The organism is Microbacterium sp. P26 (assembly GCF_023712585.1).
Lineage (GTDB): Bacteria > Actinomycetota > Actinomycetes > Actinomycetales > Microbacteriaceae > Microbacterium > Microbacterium algihabitans_A.
This window is the reverse complement of sequence record NZ_JAMAXZ010000008.1, coordinates 38000-54459: the sequence shown is the minus strand read 5'-3', so window position 1 is coordinate 54459 and position 16460 is coordinate 38000. Positions and strand designations below refer to the sequence as shown.

The 16460-nt window shown below is 71.2% G+C and carries 18 protein-coding genes; 10 read left to right on the top strand and 8 right to left on the bottom strand.

From position 1 onward, the window contains the following. Positions 1-48: 48 nt before the first annotated feature. From M3667_RS14585 to M3667_RS14570, 4 genes are all read right to left on the bottom strand, one after another. Positions 49-195: a hypothetical protein gene (locus M3667_RS14585; protein ID WP_251509053.1), complete on the bottom strand. Its 147-nt coding sequence runs from the start codon at positions 193-195 to the stop codon at positions 49-51. Positions 196-204: 9 nt separating this feature from the next. Further along, entirely contained in the window at positions 205-1356 is a 1152-nt protein-coding gene (locus tag M3667_RS14580) for an acyltransferase (protein ID WP_251509052.1), read from the bottom strand. A 160-nt stretch (positions 1357-1516) separates the two neighbouring features. After that, on the bottom strand, positions 1517-2176 hold the full coding sequence (locus M3667_RS14575; RefSeq protein ID WP_251509050.1) for a HEAT repeat domain-containing protein: 660 nt from the start codon (positions 2174-2176) through the stop codon (positions 1517-1519). Between the two features lie 202 nt (positions 2177-2378). Continuing rightward, the gene (locus tag M3667_RS14570) at positions 2379-3566 is read right to left on the bottom strand and encodes an ROK family transcriptional regulator (RefSeq protein WP_251509049.1); all 1188 of its coding nucleotides are present in this window, start codon (positions 3564-3566) and stop codon (positions 2379-2381) included. A gap of 150 nt (positions 3567-3716) precedes the next feature. On the opposite strand from M3667_RS14570, the gene M3667_RS14565 reads away from it, so the two are divergent. The 8 genes from M3667_RS14565 (at position 3717) to nagA (ending at position 11803) form a co-directional block, all read left to right on the top strand. Then, positions 3717-4487: an amino acid ABC transporter ATP-binding protein gene (locus M3667_RS14565; protein ID WP_308196473.1), complete on the top strand. Its 771-nt coding sequence runs from the start codon at positions 3717-3719 to the stop codon at positions 4485-4487. A 61-nt stretch (positions 4488-4548) separates the two neighbouring features. Then, on the top strand, positions 4549-5502 hold the full coding sequence (locus M3667_RS14560; protein WP_251509048.1) for a glutamate ABC transporter substrate-binding protein: 954 nt from the start codon (positions 4549-4551) through the stop codon (positions 5500-5502). Between the two features lie 79 nt (positions 5503-5581). After that, on the top strand, positions 5582-6226 hold the full coding sequence (locus tag M3667_RS14555; protein ID WP_251509047.1) for an amino acid ABC transporter permease: 645 nt from the start codon (positions 5582-5584) through the stop codon (positions 6224-6226). Continuing rightward, positions 6223-7089 carry an amino acid ABC transporter permease gene (locus M3667_RS14550; protein WP_251509046.1) on the top strand — a complete coding sequence of 289 codons (867 nt, stop codon included), beginning with the start codon at positions 6223-6225 and terminating at the stop codon, positions 7087-7089. Before M3667_RS14555 ends, M3667_RS14550 begins: the two co-directional genes overlap by 4 nt. 34 nt (positions 7090-7123) lie before the next feature. Next, complete coding sequence (locus M3667_RS14545) at positions 7124-8131, top strand: asparaginase (RefSeq protein WP_251509044.1); 1008 nt, start codon at positions 7124-7126, stop codon at positions 8129-8131. Beyond that, positions 8095-9912 carry a copper homeostasis protein CutC gene (locus M3667_RS17080; protein WP_251509043.1) on the top strand — a complete coding sequence of 606 codons (1818 nt, stop codon included), beginning with the start codon at positions 8095-8097 and terminating at the stop codon, positions 9910-9912. Before M3667_RS14545 ends, M3667_RS17080 begins: the two co-directional genes overlap by 37 nt. Beyond that, entirely contained in the window at positions 9909-10679 is a 771-nt protein-coding gene (locus tag M3667_RS14535) for a glucosamine-6-phosphate deaminase (RefSeq protein WP_251509042.1), read from the top strand. Before M3667_RS17080 ends, M3667_RS14535 begins: the two co-directional genes overlap by 4 nt. Then, positions 10676-11803 carry an N-acetylglucosamine-6-phosphate deacetylase gene (nagA, locus tag M3667_RS14530; protein WP_251509041.1) on the top strand — a complete coding sequence of 376 codons (1128 nt, stop codon included), beginning with the start codon at positions 10676-10678 and terminating at the stop codon, positions 11801-11803. The genes M3667_RS14535 and nagA overlap by 4 nt, the downstream gene beginning before the upstream one ends. Here the strand turns inward: nagA and M3667_RS14525 are convergent. From M3667_RS14525 to pdxH, 4 genes are all read right to left on the bottom strand, one after another. Beyond that, entirely contained in the window at positions 11790-12947 is a 1158-nt protein-coding gene (locus M3667_RS14525; RefSeq protein WP_251509040.1) for a GTPase family protein, read from the bottom strand. The two genes, nagA and M3667_RS14525, sit on opposite strands and share 14 nt — an antisense overlap. A 209-nt stretch (positions 12948-13156) precedes the next feature. Beyond that, positions 13157-13588: a hypothetical protein gene (locus M3667_RS14520; RefSeq protein ID WP_251509039.1), complete on the bottom strand. Its 432-nt coding sequence runs from the start codon at positions 13586-13588 to the stop codon at positions 13157-13159. A gap of 132 nt (positions 13589-13720) precedes the next feature. Then, positions 13721-14569, bottom strand: a complete 849-nt coding sequence (locus tag M3667_RS14515; RefSeq protein WP_251509038.1) for a shikimate 5-dehydrogenase — start codon at positions 14567-14569, stop codon at positions 13721-13723. A 287-nt stretch (positions 14570-14856) separates the two neighbouring features. Next, on the bottom strand, positions 14857-15498 hold the full coding sequence (pdxH, locus tag M3667_RS14510; protein WP_251509037.1) for a pyridoxamine 5'-phosphate oxidase: 642 nt from the start codon (positions 15496-15498) through the stop codon (positions 14857-14859). A gap of 112 nt (positions 15499-15610) precedes the next feature. Here pdxH and M3667_RS14505 point away from each other — a divergent pair, with 112 nt between their 5' ends. Together M3667_RS14505 and M3667_RS14500 are read left to right on the top strand one after the other, a co-directional pair. Beyond that, the gene (locus M3667_RS14505) at positions 15611-16054 is read left to right on the top strand and encodes a helix-turn-helix domain-containing protein (RefSeq protein WP_251509036.1); all 444 of its coding nucleotides are present in this window, start codon (positions 15611-15613) and stop codon (positions 16052-16054) included. Next, entirely contained in the window at positions 16051-16398 is a 348-nt protein-coding gene (locus M3667_RS14500; RefSeq protein ID WP_251509035.1) for a HepT-like ribonuclease domain-containing protein, read from the top strand. Before M3667_RS14505 ends, M3667_RS14500 begins: the two co-directional genes overlap by 4 nt. Positions 16399-16460: the final 62 nt, after the last annotated feature.

Here is a 16460-nt window from a genome sequence, read left to right as displayed (position 1 = left end):
CTGATCCCGGTCCGGCAGCCCGTTGCGCGCGACTCGACCGCCGGGACGTTAGCGTTGCCCGCCCTCGACCCAGCGCGTGTGCGCCTTCAGCGCGTGCAGCACCGCGAGGCGCACCACGAAATACAGTGCAGCGCCGATCACGACGAAGCCGAGGCCCCAGACGAGCAGAAGGATCAATGCGTGGGCGCCGAACATCCCGCGAGCCTACCGAACGGCCTCCGCCGCTCCGACCGAGAGGGCCATCGCCCGCCGTGACGGGTCGTACCGCAGCAGCCAGCGCTGCGCCGGGATCTCGACCCACTTGTGCATCGCGAACGCGAGACCGAGCGCGATGCCGAACGCGGCGAGCGCGAGCGGCACGGCCTGTCGCCAGGGCAGCTCGGGGTGCCCGTCGGGCCAGGCCGACGACACCGATGCGATCACCAGCAGGTGCACGAGGTAGAAGGCGAACGACACCCGGCCGAGCTCCTGCCACATCGGGCGGGCGAGGAAGGTCGAGCGTCCCCGGGCGTCCGCCACGGCGAGCGAGGCGACCAGCAGGGCGAAGAAGCCGACGGTCGCGGCCAGCCCCGGGTGCACGTCGGTCCCCGGGATCGCGGGGGCCTCCGACAGGGCGTAGCCGGCGACGGCCAGCGGCACGGTGTAGCGCAGCTGCAGCGGCATCCATGCCCCGCTCTTCACGAGCAGCGCCAGGGTGACGCCGAGCGCGAACTCGGGCAGGCGGAGCAGAGGGGTGGATGCCGACGACATCGGCACCGGCGACAGCGCGGCGATCTGCGGGGCCAGGGCGACGAGCGCCAGGGCGACGCCGACCGTGATGGCCTTGGCGCGGTTCGACAGGCGTACGAGGGGGCGGATGAGGAACGGGAAGCTGAGGTAGAAGAACGCCTCGCACACCAGCGACCAGCTCGCGGGGTTGCCGGCCTGCCACCAGTCGGGCACCCAGCCGTTGACCAGCAGCAGGTTGGCTGCGAGCGGGGCGGCGCCGTCGGTGCGGATCTCGGGCACGAGGGTGGCCGCGGCGATCAGGGCGAGCACGACGCCGACGACGTGCAGGGGGTAGATGCGGGCGAAGCGGTGCCACCAGAACGATCCCGCACTCTGCTGCGGCTTGAATCCCCACGCCAGCACGAAGCCCGAGAGGATGAAGAACAGGGTGACGCCGGTCTTGCCGGCCTCGAAGACGAAGGCCCACACCGTGCCGGCGGGGCCGCCGAAGTACTCGACCGCCATGAGGTGGTGCCCGAAGATCAGCATCGCCGTCGCCCAGCGGAGCCCCGTCAGTGAGGGGAGGTTCCGCACGTGGGCGAAGGGGGCGGATGCCGCGACCCGAGCGGTCGACACGGGAGCCGTCATGGTGGTGATGGTGACCGCCTCCTCCGTCGTCACTGGTGCCGGGGTGGTCGGCGCCACGTGACGCGCGCAGAAGCAACGGTCGCCGCCGACCCGGCGAAATTACTCCTCAGCGTTGAGGAGAAACCTGAAAGGGCCGAGGGCTTGACGCCACAGCGAACGCTTACTCCGCGACCGGCAGCGCGCGCTGCGCGACGAGACGCCGCGCCTCGACGGCGGCCTCGGCGAAGTCGGCATCCGGATCATCCATCACGATCGCGGTCGCCCGAGCGTGCGCACTGACCACGTCGTACGGAGAGGCCGCGGCGCGCTCGACGGCCGGCTCGGCGCGGGGTCCGATCGCCGCGAACGCGCGGCTCAGACTGCGCTGGGTGTCGTGGTCGCCGCGTCCGAACTGGGTCGAGAGCTCTTCGGCGAGGGCCTCGTGCGCGTCGTCGGGAACGAGTCCGGATGCCGTACGCCAGGCCGCCCGCGCCACCTCGGGGTGCCGATCGCGCAGCACGGCCGGGGTGATCGACGCGTACGCCGCGGGGTCGCCGATCTTCGACAGGGTGTGCAGCGACTGGCTCCGCGCCTGGGGGATCTCGGAGGTCACCTCGGGGAGCAACGCCGGGACGACCCGCGCGGGATCGTGGCGGGTGAGCGCCCACGTGAGCATGTCGCGCACGAAGAAGTCGGACTCCACGGCGCACCGGGCGACGAGCTCGGCGATGTAGCTGTCGTCGGGGCGAGTGCCCGCGGCGAGCGCGGTCTGCAGGCGGGCCGACGGGTCGGACAGCGCGAGGGCTGCGCGCAGGCGGTCGGCGGGCGTGGTGTCGGTCATGGCACTTTCCAGCGTCGCACGCTGTCGGGCGGCGAGGGTCGGCGTGACGGCGGGAGTCCGGGTGACGGCGGGAGGTGGCTGAGCTCGTCGAAGCCACCCGACCCGCGAGGCTCCCGGTCCCTTCGACAGGCTCAGGGACCTGGGGTCAGGCTCAGGGACCTGGGGTCAGGCTCAGCGACCTCGCGCGCGTCAACCCCGCCGGTCAGTGCGTCGCGAGCCGGAGCGCCGTGCGCGCCGACTCCGCGCCGAACGCGGCGTCGAGGAACAGGCGCGAAGCACCGAGGATGCCCCCCACCCGCGGGTGCCGGGGAACGGCGACCTCGAGGTTCTCCGTCGCCATGGGCAGGCAGTCCGCCCACAGCTTCGACTTGATCGCGGCGATGAAGACGTCGGATGCGCTGAGCGAGCCGCCGACCACGAGCCGGTCGGGGGTGAAGAAGTTGACGATCGTGGCGAGGACGCCGCCGGTCATGCTCCCGGCCTCGCGCAACAGGCCCGTGGCGAGCGCGTCGCCGGTGCGGGCCAGGTCGATCACGGTCTCGACGTCCGACACGTCGCGGCCGGCCTCCTGCGCGGCGCGGGTGAGGGCCGAGCCGCTGGCGACCGCGTCGAGGCAGCCGACGCGTCCGCACGAGCACGGCACGGGGGCGGCCCCCGGCACGGTGACGTGACTGATGTCGCCCGCGGCTCCACTGCGGCCGGTGTAGAGCTGCCCGTCGGCGATCACGCCCGACCCGATGCCCGAGCCCGCCTTGATGAACACCTGGTTGCGGGCCTCGGGGTCTCCCCCGACGAGCTCGCCGACCGCCATGCAGTTGGCGTCATTGCCGGCGATCGCGGGAACGCCGAGCGTGGCGGCGAGCAGCGCGGCGACGTCGACGCCGTGCCATCCGGGCATGCGCGACGGCGCGACGAGCCGGCCGGTCTCGGCTGACACCGGACCGGGCAGGGCGATCGCGGCCCCCGTGAGCGGGGGCGTGCCCTTCGCCTCGACCAACGCCGCGAGCTCGTCGGCGACGCGGCGGAGCACGGCATCCGGACCCTCTGCCAGATCCAGCACGAGGTGACGGTGCGCGAGGGCGGTGCCGGCGTAGTCGACGAGGCCGATCGTGCTGCGCTCGACACCGAGGTCGATGCTGCCGACCGTGCCGAGGCCACCGCGAATTGCGAGGCGACGCGGGCGGCGGCCGCCCCGCGAGTCGTCGGAGCCGTCTTCGACGACGACGCCCGCGGCGATGAGCGGGTCGATGCGCGCGGTGACGGTCGAGGGCGAGAGGCCGGTGTGCGCGGCGAGCTCGGCGCGCGAACGCGCGGCGCCCGTGCGGAGGGGCGTGAGCACCGCGAGAGTCTGCGAACTGAACGCGGGCAGGGCGACGGGGTGAGGCTGCACAGCTTTACCTTAGTCCAAAGTTGGAGTATCTGTCTCGAATTATCGCTGTAACATGGCCTCGTTAGTTTGATTTCACCAACGACGCGGAAATCACCTCTCCGCGTCGCCAGCTCCGACATCGCGGCGAGTCCGCGGGAAGGATCCACGCCCGTGTCGACGCCCGTGTCTCCCGCAGCCCCCGCCTCCGCGCCTCTCGTGCAGGTCCGCGAGGTGCAGAAGCACTTCGGCGACCACCACGTGCTCAAAGACATCGACCTCGTTATCGCCCGCGGTGAGGTCGTCGTCATCGTCGGCCCGTCGGGCTCGGGCAAGTCGACGCTCTGCCGCTGCCTGAACCGCCTCGAGACCATCACCTCGGGCACCATCACCATCGACGGCGTCCCGCTGCCGAGCGAGGGCCGCGCCCTGGCGAACCTGCGCGCCGAGGTGGGGATGGTGTTCCAGTCGTTCAACCTCTTCGCGCACCGCACCGTGCTCGACAACGTCGCGCTCGCGCCGCGCATCGTGTCGAAGGTGGCGCAGAAGAAGGCCCGCGAAGAGGGACTGGCGCTGCTCGAGCGGGTCGGCATCGCCGACAAGGCCGACAGCTTCCCCGGCGAGCTCAGCGGCGGTCAGCAGCAGCGCGCCGCGATCGCCCGCGCGTTGGCCATGAAGCCCAAGCTCATGCTCTTCGACGAGCCGACCTCCGCCCTCGACCCCGAGATGGTCAGCGAGGTGCTCGACGTGATCACCTCGCTCGCCGAAGAGGGCATGACGATGGTCGTCGTCACGCACGAGATGGGCTTCGCCCGCCGCGCGGCCGACCGCGTGATCTTCATGGACGACGGCCGCATCGTCGAAGACACCACCCCCGAGCGCTTCTTCACGCACGCCGAGAGCGATCGTGCTCGGGCGTTCCTGTCGAAGATCCTCGCCCACTGACATCCTCCCCGCCCCCGACGCGGCTCGTTCCGCACGCACCAGCAAACGAAAGGCAGTACCCGTGATCTCCTCTCGCTCGATCCTTCGCCGAGGCCTCGTCCTCTTGGCGTCCGCGGCCACGGTCGCATCCCTTGCCGCGTGCTCGTCCGGCACCGCGGCCGTCCCCGGCTCCGACCCGAGCGCCTCGGCCAACGCGAGCAGCCTCGACGAGGTCTACTCGAACGCGCCCGTCGCCGACGCCGCGGCCCTCATCCCTGACTCGACCATGGCGAAGATCAAGGAGCGCGGAAAGCTCATCGTCGCCGAGGCGCTCGACGCTCCGCTGCTGTCGCAGCAGGACCCGACCAACCCCGACGACGTCGAGGGCTTCGACGCCGACCTGGCGAAGATGCTCGCGATCTACATCCTCGGTAAGCCCAGCGTCGAGATCGTGCCGCCGGCCTCCGAGACGCGTGAGGCCCTCCTGGCCAACGGCACCGTCGACGTCGTGTTCAACACCTACACGATCACCGAGCAGCGCGCCGAGCAGGTCGACTTCGCAGGCCCCTACCTCGAGTCGGGTCTGGCCGTCGCCGTGCGCAGCGACAACACCGACATCAACGGCATCGACGACCTCGGCGGCAAGACCGTCATCGTCGGCGCGAACACCCCCGCCGTCACGGCCGTGCCCGAGAAGCAGCCGACCGCGAACATCGTGAGCTTCGCCACCGACCCGCAGGCTCTCCAGGCGCTGCAGCAGGGCCGCGGCGACGCGTACGTGCAGGACTTCACGCTGCTGGCCAGCCACGCGATCGACGACAAGAGCATCAAGGTCGTCGGCCAGCCCTTCACCACCGAGGCCTACGGCATCGGTCTGAAGAAGGACGACGCGCAGTTCAAGTCGTTCATCAACGACTGGCTGACCACGATCCAGGACGACGGTTCGTGGGCCAAGATCTGGGAGGCCACGCTCGGCGAGGCCGTCGAGTCGAGCGCTCCGACTCCCCCCGCGATCGGCAGCGTCCCCGGCTCCTGAGCCGCTGACCGACCGGCGCCCGTCCCGCACATGGCGGGCGCCGGTCTCCTTCTCGTTGTTCCGCTGACCCGAGGACCCCATGGACTTCTTCGCCACCAGCGCCGGGCCGATCGCGCAAGCGCTCGGAACGACGATCCTGCTCGCCGTCACGGCGGGCATCGGGTCGATCCTGCTCGGCACGCTCATCACGGCGGCGCGCATCAGCCCCGTGCCGGTGCTGCGGTGGGCCGCGTTCGCCTACGTGCAGTTCTTCGTCAACGTCCCCCTGCTGGTGTTGCTGGTGCTCGCGGTGTTCGCGCTTCCGGATGCCGGGTTCCTGCTGCCCCTGACGCCGACGGCGATCATCGTGCTCACGCTGTACGAAGCCGCGTACGTCGCCGAGGCCGTGCGCAGCGGTGTCAACACCGTGAGCCGGGGCGAGATCGAGGCCAGCCGCGCGCTGGGCTTCTCGCTCGGACAGACGCTGCGCGTGCTGGTGATCCCCCAGTCGCTCCGAGCGGCGATCCAGCCGATCGGCAACGTGATGATCGCCCTCACCATGAACACCGCCCTCGCCGCGGCCGTCGGCGTGGTCGAGCTGACCAGCGCCGCCAACAAGCTCAATCTCGTCGAGGCCCAGCCCATTCTGATCTTCACCGCGGCGGGTCTGATCTACATGGTGCTCGCCCTCGCGATCGGCCTCTCCGCCGGCCGTCTCGAGAAGAAGTTGAGGATCCGCCGATGACCGCCACCCTCTCGCTCTACGACGAGCCCGGGCCGCGCACGCGGCGCCGCATCCTGATCTGGTCGATCGTCAGCGCCCTCGTCATCGTGGGCCTGATCGTACTCGCGCTGATGCAGTTCGCCTCGAAGGGGCAGCTCGACGGCGACCGGTGGGCGCCGTTCCTCGACATCGCCATCTGGGAGTACCTCGGCGTCGGCCTGCTCGGCACGCTGCAGGCTGCGGCCCTCACGGCGGTGCTCGGCTTCGTGCTGGGTCTGCTGCTCGCGCTCGGCCGCCTCAGCCGTGTCGGCTGGGTCAGCTGGTTCTGCACCGCCTACATCGAGATCGCCCGCACGGTCCCCGTGCTGCTGCTGATCTACCTCATGCTCTTCGGCCTGCCCCAGCTCGGACTGAACTTCCCGGTGCTGTGGAAGCTCGTCATCCCCCTGACGATCGCCAACGCGGCCGCGTTCGCCGAGATCATCCGTGCCGGTGTCCTGGCCCTCCCCCGCGGCCAGGCCGAGGCCGGCCTCAGCCTCGGCATGACCCGCTGGCAGGTCGACCGCAAGGTCGTGCTGCCGCAGGCGTTGCGTTTCGTCGCCCCCTCGTTGGTCGTGCAGCTGGTGAGCCTGCTGAAGGACACCTCGCTCGGCTACATCGTGGCCTTCACCGAGTTGCTCTACCGCGGTCAGGTGCTGTCGACCTTCAACGGCCTGCTCATCCAGACGTTCGTGGTCGTGACCGCGATCTTCCTCGCCCTCAACGGCAGCCTGTCGGGTCTCGCGGCCCGCCTGCAGAAGCGCCCCGGTCGGCGCAGCCTCGCGGCTCCCGCCAAGGTCGCCCCCGCGGGCCTGACGACGCCGAACGCACCCGTCGACCGCTGATCCCGCCCTCCCCACGGCATCGAAAGAACCACCCATGACCTCCCTTCCCCCCGTTCCCTCCCCGCTGGCCGACCTGGCCGTCGTCATCCGTTCGGGTGTCGTCGAGAGCCGTCACCTCGGCTCGATCGCGGCCCTGGCCGCCGACGGCTCCGTCGCGTGGCAGACCGGCAGCGGCGAGCAGATCCTGCCGCGCTCCACGGTCAAGCCGGTGCAGGCCCTCGCCTGCCTGGTCGCCGGGGCCGACATCGACGGCGCCGAGCTCGCGATCGCCGCGGGCAGCCACACCGGCGAAGACGTGCACGTCGAGGTGGTGCGCGAGATGCTCACGCGCGCGGGACTCGACGACGCGGCGCTCGGCTGCCCGGTCGACTGGCCCGAAGACGAGCCGACGCGCGAGCGTCTGATCCGCGACGGCGAGCAGCGCTCCCGCGTGCGCATGAACTGCTCGGGCAAGCACGCCGCGATGCTGCTGGCCTGCGCGGTCAACGGGTGGGACACTGCGACCTACCTCGACCCCGCCCACCCCCTGCAGCAGCTGGTGCGCACGACGCTCGAGCGCCTGTCGGGCGAGCCGGTCGCGCACGACGCGGTCGACGGCTGCGGCGCTCCCCTGTTCAGCGTCTCGCCCCTGGGCATCGCCCGCATCTTCCGCGCCCTGGTCACGGCCGAGCCCGGCACGCCGGAAAGGCGGGTGGCGGATGCCATGCGCTCCCACCCCCGTTTCGTCGGTGGCGATCATCACGCCAACACCGACGCGATGCTGCGGGTTCCGGGTCTGCTGTCGAAGGGCGGCGCCGAGGGCGTCATCGGCATGGCGACCGCCGACGGCGCGTCCGTGTCGATGAAGATCCTCGACGGCAACCCGCGCGCCACCACGCTCGTCGCGCTCACGGTGCTCAAGGCGCTCGGCGCCGACATCTCGAACGCGGGCGATCTGGTCGACCTGCCGATCCTCGGCGGCGGTGTTCCCGTCGGCTCGATCGAGGTCGGTGGCGACGTGCGCGCGTGGCTCGACGCCTCGGCAGCGAGCGCCGCGCCGTGACGACCGCCGCAGACCCGGCATCCGTCGACGAAAACACCGCGGCGAGCGCCCGCGCGCTCGTGGAGATCTGCGTCGACGACCTGGCCGGCGTGCTCGCCGCCGAGCGGGCCGGGGCCGACCGCGTCGAGGTGTGCGCCGACCTGCTCGAGGGTGGGACGACCCCCAGCATGGGGCTGATCCAGCTCGTACTGGCGTCGGTCACCCGCATCGGCGTGCAGATCATGGTGCGCTCGCGCGGCGGTGACTTCGTCTACTCGGCCGACGAGCTGCGCGTGATGCGGGCCGATGCCCGCGCGATCGCCGCCCTGGCCGCGGCGACCGACGTGCGGGTGGGCATCGTGTTCGGAGCCCTGACCGCCGACGGACGCATCGACGAGCGGGCCCTCGACGCGATCCGGGCCGACGCGGGCGATGTGCCGATCACGTTCCACAAGGCCTTCGACGAGACCGTCGACCTGTTCGAGGCGTACGAGACGCTCGCCCACCACGGCGTTGAGCGCGTACTCACCTCGGGCGGAGCGGCGACCGCTCGCGAGGGCGCCGACGTGCTCGCCGCCCTGCGTGCCCGGTCGGAAGGGTCGCGGATGCCGACGGTGCTCGCCGGCGGCTCGGTGCGTGCCCACAACGTCGCGGCGCTGCTCGAGAGTACGGGCGCCCGCGAGGTGCACCTGCGCGCGCAGGTCGCGACCGACCGCGGATTCCTCGAGACCGACGAGTCGCTGATCCGCGACACCGTCCGCGCCGTGTCGACCCCCGCAGCGACGCCCCGGACCGCCGCGATCGCCGTCGACATCGGCGGCACCTCGGCCAAGGGCGCGCTGGTCGACGTCGACGGGCGGGTGCTGCACAGCTCCGCTGTCGCGACGGGCTCGGGCTCCGAGACCGTCGACCGCATCGCCGACCTGCTGCGCGAGCTCGTCGCCGCCGCTTCGGCCGAGGGCCGCGCGGTCGTGGGGGCGGGCGTCCTGAGCCCGGGTCTCATCGACGCCGCCACCGGCACCGTGCACTACGCCTCGAGCCTTGGCTGGAAAGACGTGCCCCTCGCGCGGATCCTGTCCGACGCCGTCGCCATTCCCGTCGCCGTCGACCACGACGTGCGCGCGGCGGGAGCGGCCGAGTCGGCGTTCGGCGCTGCCGCGGGCTCGCGCGACGTCGTGTTCGCCGCGATCGGCACGGGCGTCGCTGCCGCGATCACCTCTGACGGGCGCGCCCTCGAGGGAGCCATCGCGGGAGCCGGCGAACTGGGCCACATCCCGGTCGTCCCCGGCGGCGAGCTCTGCACGTGCGGCCAGCGCGGATGTCTCGAGGTCTACTTCTCGGGCGCCGGCCTCGCCCGTCGCTACGCCGCCGCAAGCGCCGAGGTGGGCGACGACATGCTCATCGAGACTCCGGATGCCGCTGCCATCATCGCCCGCATCGACACCGACCCGATCGCCGCGCGCGTCTGGGCCGAGGGCCTGGACGCCCTCGCGACGGGCCTGGCGACCCTCACGCTGCTCGTCGATCCCGAGGTGATCGTGCTCGGCGGCGGCGTCGCGCAGGCCGGGGCCGCGTTCGTCGAGCCCCTGCGCGAGCGCCTCGCTGCCGCCCTCGTGTGGCGTCCGGTCCCGCGCCTCGAGACCGCGGCCCTCGGCACCCACGCCGGCCGCATCGGGGCCGCGATGCTCGCATTCGGGGCCGCCGGGCGCGCCGAGGTCACCCGCTCGTGGGTCGCGCCTGTCATCCTGGCTGAGCCCGCGGCATCCGGAACCGCCCCGACGGCAGAGGAGGCACGCGCATGACCGAGATCGCGATCGTGAAGACGCAGGCCGAGGCCGGTCGCATCGCCGCCGACCTCATCGTCGCCGCGCTCGCCACGCGCGACGAGCCGACGCTGGGCCTCGCGACCGGCTCGACCCCGCTGCCGGTGTGGTCGGCGCTGGCCGAGCGCTCGCTCGATCTGTCGGCCGTGCGCGGTTTCGCCCTCGATGAGTACGTGGGCCTGCCCGCCGGATACCCCGAGAGCTATCGCGCCGTGGTCGATCGCGACATCGTTGCGCCCCTCGGCCTCGACCCTCAGCGCGTGCGCGTACCGGGCGACGACGAGGGTCCGCTGGCCGAGGCCGGCGAGCGCTACGAGGCAGCGATCGCCGACGCCGGTGGGATCGACCTGCAGATCCTCGGCATCGGCCGCACCGGGCACATCGGCTTCAACGAGCCGGGCTCCTCGCTCGCCTCACGCACGCGCCTCAAGGCGCTCACGCCCGCAACCCGAGCCGACAACGCGCGGTTCTTCGACTGCATCGAGGACGTCCCCACGCACTGCCTCACGCAGGGCATCGGCACGATCCTCGACGCGCGGGTGCTCGTGCTGCTCGCGTTCGGCGAGACGAAGGCCCCCGCCGTCGCCGCGGCGGTCGAGGGTCCGCTGACCTCGTCGTGCCCGGCATCCGCCATTCAGCTGCACCGCCGGGCCGTGGTCATCGTCGACGAGGCCGCCGCCGCCCGGCTCGAGCACCGCGACTACTACCGTTTCGCCTGGGATCACCGCGAGATCGCCACGGCATGACCACCGACCTGCTGCTCACCGGCGCCCGGGTGGTCGACGCCCGGCGTGACCTGCCGGACGCGTGGGTGCAGGTGCGCGACGGGCTGATCGCCGCCGTGGGCTCCGGGCCGGCCCCGCACGCCGATAAGCACGTCGACCTCGACGGCGCGACGCTCACCCCCGGCCTGATCGACCTGCACGTGCACGGCGGCGGCGGGCACGCCTTCGACGACGGGGCGGATGCCATCGCGGCCGGCGTCGCCGCTCACCGTCGCCACGGCACCACGGCCACGCTCGTGAGCCTCGTCTCGTCCCCCCTCGACGTCCTGCGGCGTCAGCTCGACGGCGTCGAGGTCGCGCGCCGGTCCGCCCCCGGCATCCTCGGTGCTCACCTCGAGGGGCCCTGCCTCTCGCCCGCGCGGCGCGGAGCGCACGATCCCGCCGCCCTCGCCGTGCCCGACGAGCGCTTCGTCGACCTCGTGCTGTCCGCCGAACCCGGCCTGATCCGCCAGGTCACGCTCGCCCCCGAACTGCCCGGGGCGCTCGACGCGATCACGCTCTTCGCGGAGCGCGGCATCCGCGTCGCCCTCGGGCACACCGAGGCCGATTACGCCCTCACGCGCGAGGCGATCGCCCGCGGGGCGACCCTGCTCACGCACGCGCTGAACGCCATGCCCGCGATCGGCCACCGTCTGCCCGGGCCCGTGCCCGCCGCGCTCGAGAGCGAGCGCGTGACGCTCGAGCTGATCCTCGACGGGGTGCACGTGCATCCCGCGGTCGCCCGCCTGCTGCTGACCGCGGCGCCGCAGCGGGTGGCGTTGATCACGGATGCCATGGCCGCCGCCGCCCACGCCGACGGCGACTACCGCCTGGGTGACCTCGACGTCCGGGTGGCCGAGGGCCGCGCGCTGCTCGACGACGGCGTCACGATCGCCGGCTCCACCCTCACGCTCGATCGCGCGGTCCGTACGGCCATCGTCGACCTGGGCCTGAGCGCTTCGGATGCCGTGGGCGCGGCCACGGCCGTTCCCGCCGCCGCGTTGGGCGAGGTAACGCGCGGACTGTTGGAGCCCGGGATGCGCGCCGACCTCGTCGCGTGGACCGCCGACTGGCAGCCGCAGCGGGTGTGGCTCAGCGCTTCGTGACGCGCCGCTCGAGCAGCTTCTTCGCGACGTCCATGAAGTTGGGGGCGTACTTGGCCCACTCCTGATCGAGCTTGCGCACGTCGATCTTGCCGGTGTGCAGCAGTTCGCAGATCTTCAGCCAGCTCTCGCCCGTCGCCGCCGTCAGGGCACCGGCGACCGCGGCGTTCACGACGATCCCCGCGCCGGGGATGAGCTTGAGGAAGCTCGTCGCGAGCGCCCGCCCCGCGACCTGCACGCCGAACTGCGCGAGCGCGCCGGCCGACAGCATCGTCTTGACCTCGAGGTCGTAGATCGCGGCGATGCGGCCCATCATCGTGAGCTGAATCGGCGCCAGAGTGATCGCATCAGAGACAGGAAGCGGAACCGTCGCCGCTCCCGCGGCCGCTGCGGACGCCGCGGCGATGATCGGCCGCGCCATCTCCCTCTTCCACGGGAGGTTGAGGCGCTGTGCGATGCGAAAGGCGTCCTTGTCACGCTCGGGCGCGAGTTCGAGGGTCTCCGTGACAAGGTCACCGAGGCCGTGCCCCTTTCCCTTCCCGTTCTTGTCGCGGGTGGAGGTGAGGATGACCTTCCGGTACGGGATGCGCAGCCGCTCGCCGGTGTTCGGATCGACCGGGTCGTTCAGCCAGTCGACGAACGCCTCCAGGTCTTTCGCGACGCCCTGGTGCCCCGTGATCGGGTTCTTGATCCAGTCGACCTTCGTCAGCACGAGGATCACCGGCAGCCCCCGCGCGTCGAGCTCGCGGATCATCGCGATGTCGGCGGGGGTGAGCCTGTCGTCGGCGGCCCGCACGCAGTACCAGACGACCGAGATCTGGTGGTCGCCGGGGTGCGCGGCGATGGCGTCGAGGTGGTTGCGCAGCTGCTGGTCGGGCGGGACCGGCGAGCCGATCTCGAACCCCTCGACGTCCCAGATGCCGAGCGAATCATCGCTGTAGAAGTGCACGCCGCGCGTGACCGGAAGACCCCGCCCGACCTTCGCCCAGTCGCGCCCGAACACGGCGTTGACCAGCGACGACTTGCCCACGCCCGAAGCGCCGACGATCGCGAGGTTGAACCGGCCGTACCGCGACTTGGCCGCGGAGCTCGCCTCGATGAACGCCTTGTCGTCGAGGTCGGGCCTGTCGGCGTTCTTCTTCGCCATGGTGTCGTCGTCTCCCCGCAGATGACTCAGCTCGCGATCCGCGGATGCGGATGCATCGAATCTACGTGCCGGGGCGCCGCGGATGGCTTTCGGGGGTGGCCCTTGTGCGCGGGGCGGATGCCGTGGGAGGACGTGCGGGGAGATCATCGCCCAGCCCCGGTGGAGCTTCGATGCGCGTCGATGTCACATACGGGTCGTGCCTGTGAGAGTCACGCCGTCGGCACTCCGAGAGGTGTCATCCCTCCAGCCGCCCTGCGGCGATCCACTTCGCTCAGCGCCGCGTAGAGTGCGCCTCCGCCGATCAGGATGAGACCGGAGATGATGCCGGCCCCGGGATTCCCGTCTGCCGAGTTCAGGCCGGCGACGGGGAATCCCGGGTCGAGTATCGGCACCGCAAGAATGGTCGACATAAGCCCGACAGCAGCGCCGACCCGGCCATAGCGAGGGATGAACCCCACCCCGCATGTGACCAACGCGACGGCCCACGCTGCGGAACGGGCAAGCTCCCACGGCCTTTGGTTGAGAAGGTCGTAGCAAGAGGCGAGATCACCATCGAGGCAGGGCTTCCACGTCAGCCAGCTCGCCACGGCAAGCACGACCCCCACGCCAATCACCAGATACGGAATCCTCTGCACGGCCATGCCCCTTCCGCTGTCCCTGATCGCCTGACGCGCGCACCATCTCACGCACGGGCGCCTTGCGCACAACGTCCTGGCCGCGCCCGCATCAGTCGGGTGTCCCCGCGGCTGATGCGAGCCGCGCGGACCCCCGCGTCACCCCGCCGCCACGGTCTCCCGCGAGTACTTCGCCGCCCGCGCGACCTGCTCCGCCGTCGGCACGACGCCCGTATACGCGACGAACTGCCGGGCCGCCTGCAGCGCGATGACGGCGTCGCCGCCGATCACCTCGGCTCCGGCTTCGCGAGCCGCCGCCAGCAGCGGGGTCTCAGCCGGGAAGGCGACGACATCCATCACCACGGGAGCCGCCCGGATGTGCTCGAGCGGAAAGGCGAGGGCGTCGGCGTGCGGCCCGTTCATCCCGATCGGCGTCGCGTTGATGAGCGTCGCCTCCGCGGGAGCCGGCAGGTCGGATGCCGCGGCGAACCCGTACTGCCGGGCGAGAGCGGTCCCGGTGTCGGCGTTGCGCGATAGGACGGTGACCTGGTCGGCACCGCGAGCGTGCAGCACCGCGGCGATGGCCTTCGCCATGCCTCCCGAGCCGTGCAGGATCACGGGACGGGTGAGGTCGACGTTGTGGTCGGCGATGAGCTCGTCGATCGCGAGGTAGTCGGTGTTCGACGCGGTCAGCACGCCGTCATCGTTCACGATGGTGTTGACGCTGCCGATCGCCGCGGCCGACGGCTCGAGGGTGTCGACGAGCGGGATGACCGTCTCTTTGTGGGGCATCGAGACCGAGCATCCCCGGATGCCGAGTGCTCGCACCCCCGCGATGGTGCCGGCGATGTCGGTCGTGCGGAACGCCTTGTAGACGAAGTTCAGCCCGAGCTCGGCGTAAAGGTAGTTGTGGAAGCGCGTGCCGATGCTCGTCGGGCGGGCCGACACGGAGATGCAGACCGTGGTCTGCGCATCGATGCGGTGCGGTGCGAGGTTCGTCTCGGTCATCGGCTTCTGCCTTCTAATTCGTCGGTGGATCTATACGGCACCGGGTAGCCGCCTACCCAGATACGTTGCCCGAGATACTCCCCGTCCGCGAGAAACTCCGTGTACCTCGTCGCCACCAGCTGATCGTCGAACACCCCAAGTACGTCGAGACCTCGATCTTCGCGATAGACGATCCATACCGTGCCCACAGCACGAAGCTACGCTCCGCCCCCGTAGCGCTCCGCGCTGAATCGGCAGAAATGCGACCCCGCGCTCGCATGTTCACCCGCAGCGCTGCGCCCAAGCCCTCACGGCTGCCGCCGCATCCCCGCCCAGCCGTCCTCATCCCGCGTGAACACGATCCGGTCGTGCAGCCGCGAGGGACGCCCCTGCCAGAACTCGATCTCGCGTGGCTCGACCCGATACCCGCCCCAGTGCGGCGGACGCGGCACGACCGCGTCGTCGGCGAAGCGCGCCGACACCTCCGCCATCTGCTCCTCGAGCTCGACACGGGATGCCACCGGCTGCGACTGGCGGCTCGCCCAGGCCGACAGCTGCGATCCGCGCGGCCGTGAGGCGAAGTACGCGTCGTCGCGCTCGGCCGACAACGGTGTGGCCGTGCCGAGCACGATCACCTGACGCTGCAGCGCGTACCAGGGGAACAGGATCGACACCGCCGGATTTCCCGCCAGCGCCTGACCCTTCCGCGAATCCCGGTTGGTGAAGAACCACAGCGCGCCGTCATCGTCGACCCCGCGCAGCAGAACGGTGCGCGAGGTGGGCCGCCCTTCGCCGTCGACCGTCGACACGACCATCGCGTTCGGTTCTGGCAGGTCCGCGGCATCCGTCAACCACTGCTGAAGCAGCGCGAAGGGCGACGCCGACAGGGCACCGTCGTCGAGCTCGGCGAGCGTGTAGTCGAGGCGGTGGGCGAGCGGGTTCTCGGTCATCGCGGTCCTCCGGTGTGTGGCTGGGCCACCAGCGTATGGCGGTGCGCGGGCCCGAAGGGCGTCGAGCCGCGAAGATATATCGCCCGCGATAACCCCTCGGTAGACTGGGCACATGGACATCCGGGCGGGGCGCCAGGCGGCGGGCATGAGTCAAGCCGAGCTCGCCCGCGCTGCGCGTGTGCCACAGCCGAACATCTCCGCTTACGAGAACGGCCGTCGACAGCCCAGTCCTGAGGTCGTCGAGCGTATTCGCAAGGCCCTCGTCGGCACCCTCAATGAGCGGCTCTTCCGGCACCGCGACGAGATCCATCGCCTCGTCGACGAGTTCCACGCTGCGTCTCCACGCGTCTTCGGCTCCGTCGCTCGGGGCGACGAGACCACGTCGTCCGACGTCGATGTGCTCGTCGACTTCACGCCCGAAGCCGGTCTTCTGGACGAGATCGGCCTGCGTCTCGCCCTCACCGACCTTCTGCACGTCGAGGTCGACGTCGTGGCATCCGACACTCTGCGGGGAGAGTTCGGCGAGAGAGTCCTCCGCGAGGCGATCCCGCTGTGACCGCGGACGATCGAAAGGCGCGCGACGCCGCCGCGCGGGTCATCTCGGTGTGCGAGGTGATCGCGCAGATCGTCGAGCGGGGCGAGCAGCACTTCCTGGACGACATCCAGACGCAGTGGGCCGCGGAGATGGGGCTGATCCGCATCGGCGAGGCCGTCGTGAAGATCCCCGCCTCCGTGCGCGAACGCTTCGATGGGCAACCATGGCGGCAGATGATCGATATGCGTAACTTCGCAGCGCACCAGTACGACGACCTCGACCCGCGTCGCGTGTGGCGCACCCTCACGCGCGATGTCCCACGCCTGCGCGACTATCTGTCCGACGTGATGCTCCCCGCCCTCTAGTAGACCGTTCGCGCACACCCCACGACCGCTCGCGCCGTCCTGCCCGCCCTGCTTCTGATCCC

Coding starts and splice junctions, on each gene's coding strand:
- M3667_RS14525 (WP_251509040.1), bottom strand. CDS start 12,947: ATGGCGAAGAAGAACGCCGACAGGCCCGACCTCGACGACAAGGCGTTC.
- nagA (WP_251509041.1), top strand. CDS start 10,676: ATGACCACCGACCTGCTGCTCACCGGCGCCCGGGTGGTCGACGCCCGG.
- M3667_RS14585 (WP_251509053.1), bottom strand. CDS start 195: ATGTTCGGCGCCCACGCATTGATCCTTCTGCTCGTCTGGGGCCTCGGC.
- M3667_RS14535 (WP_251509042.1), top strand. CDS start 9,909: ATGACCGAGATCGCGATCGTGAAGACGCAGGCCGAGGCCGGTCGCATC.
- M3667_RS14550 (WP_251509046.1), top strand. CDS start 6,223: ATGACCGCCACCCTCTCGCTCTACGACGAGCCCGGGCCGCGCACGCGG.
- M3667_RS14555 (WP_251509047.1), top strand. CDS start 5,582: ATGGACTTCTTCGCCACCAGCGCCGGGCCGATCGCGCAAGCGCTCGGA.
- M3667_RS14580 (WP_251509052.1), bottom strand. CDS start 1,356: ATGACGGCTCCCGTGTCGACCGCTCGGGTCGCGGCATCCGCCCCCTTC.
- M3667_RS14515 (WP_251509038.1), bottom strand. CDS start 14,569: ATGACCGAGACGAACCTCGCACCGCACCGCATCGATGCGCAGACCACG.
- M3667_RS14575 (WP_251509050.1), bottom strand. CDS start 2,176: ATGACCGACACCACGCCCGCCGACCGCCTGCGCGCAGCCCTCGCGCTG.
- M3667_RS14520 (WP_251509039.1), bottom strand. CDS start 13,588: ATGGCCGTGCAGAGGATTCCGTATCTGGTGATTGGCGTGGGGGTCGTG.
- pdxH (WP_251509037.1), bottom strand. CDS start 15,498: ATGACCGAGAACCCGCTCGCCCACCGCCTCGACTACACGCTCGCCGAG.
- M3667_RS14545 (WP_251509044.1), top strand. CDS start 7,124: ATGACCTCCCTTCCCCCCGTTCCCTCCCCGCTGGCCGACCTGGCCGTC.
- M3667_RS14505 (WP_251509036.1), top strand. CDS start 15,611: ATGGACATCCGGGCGGGGCGCCAGGCGGCGGGCATGAGTCAAGCCGAG.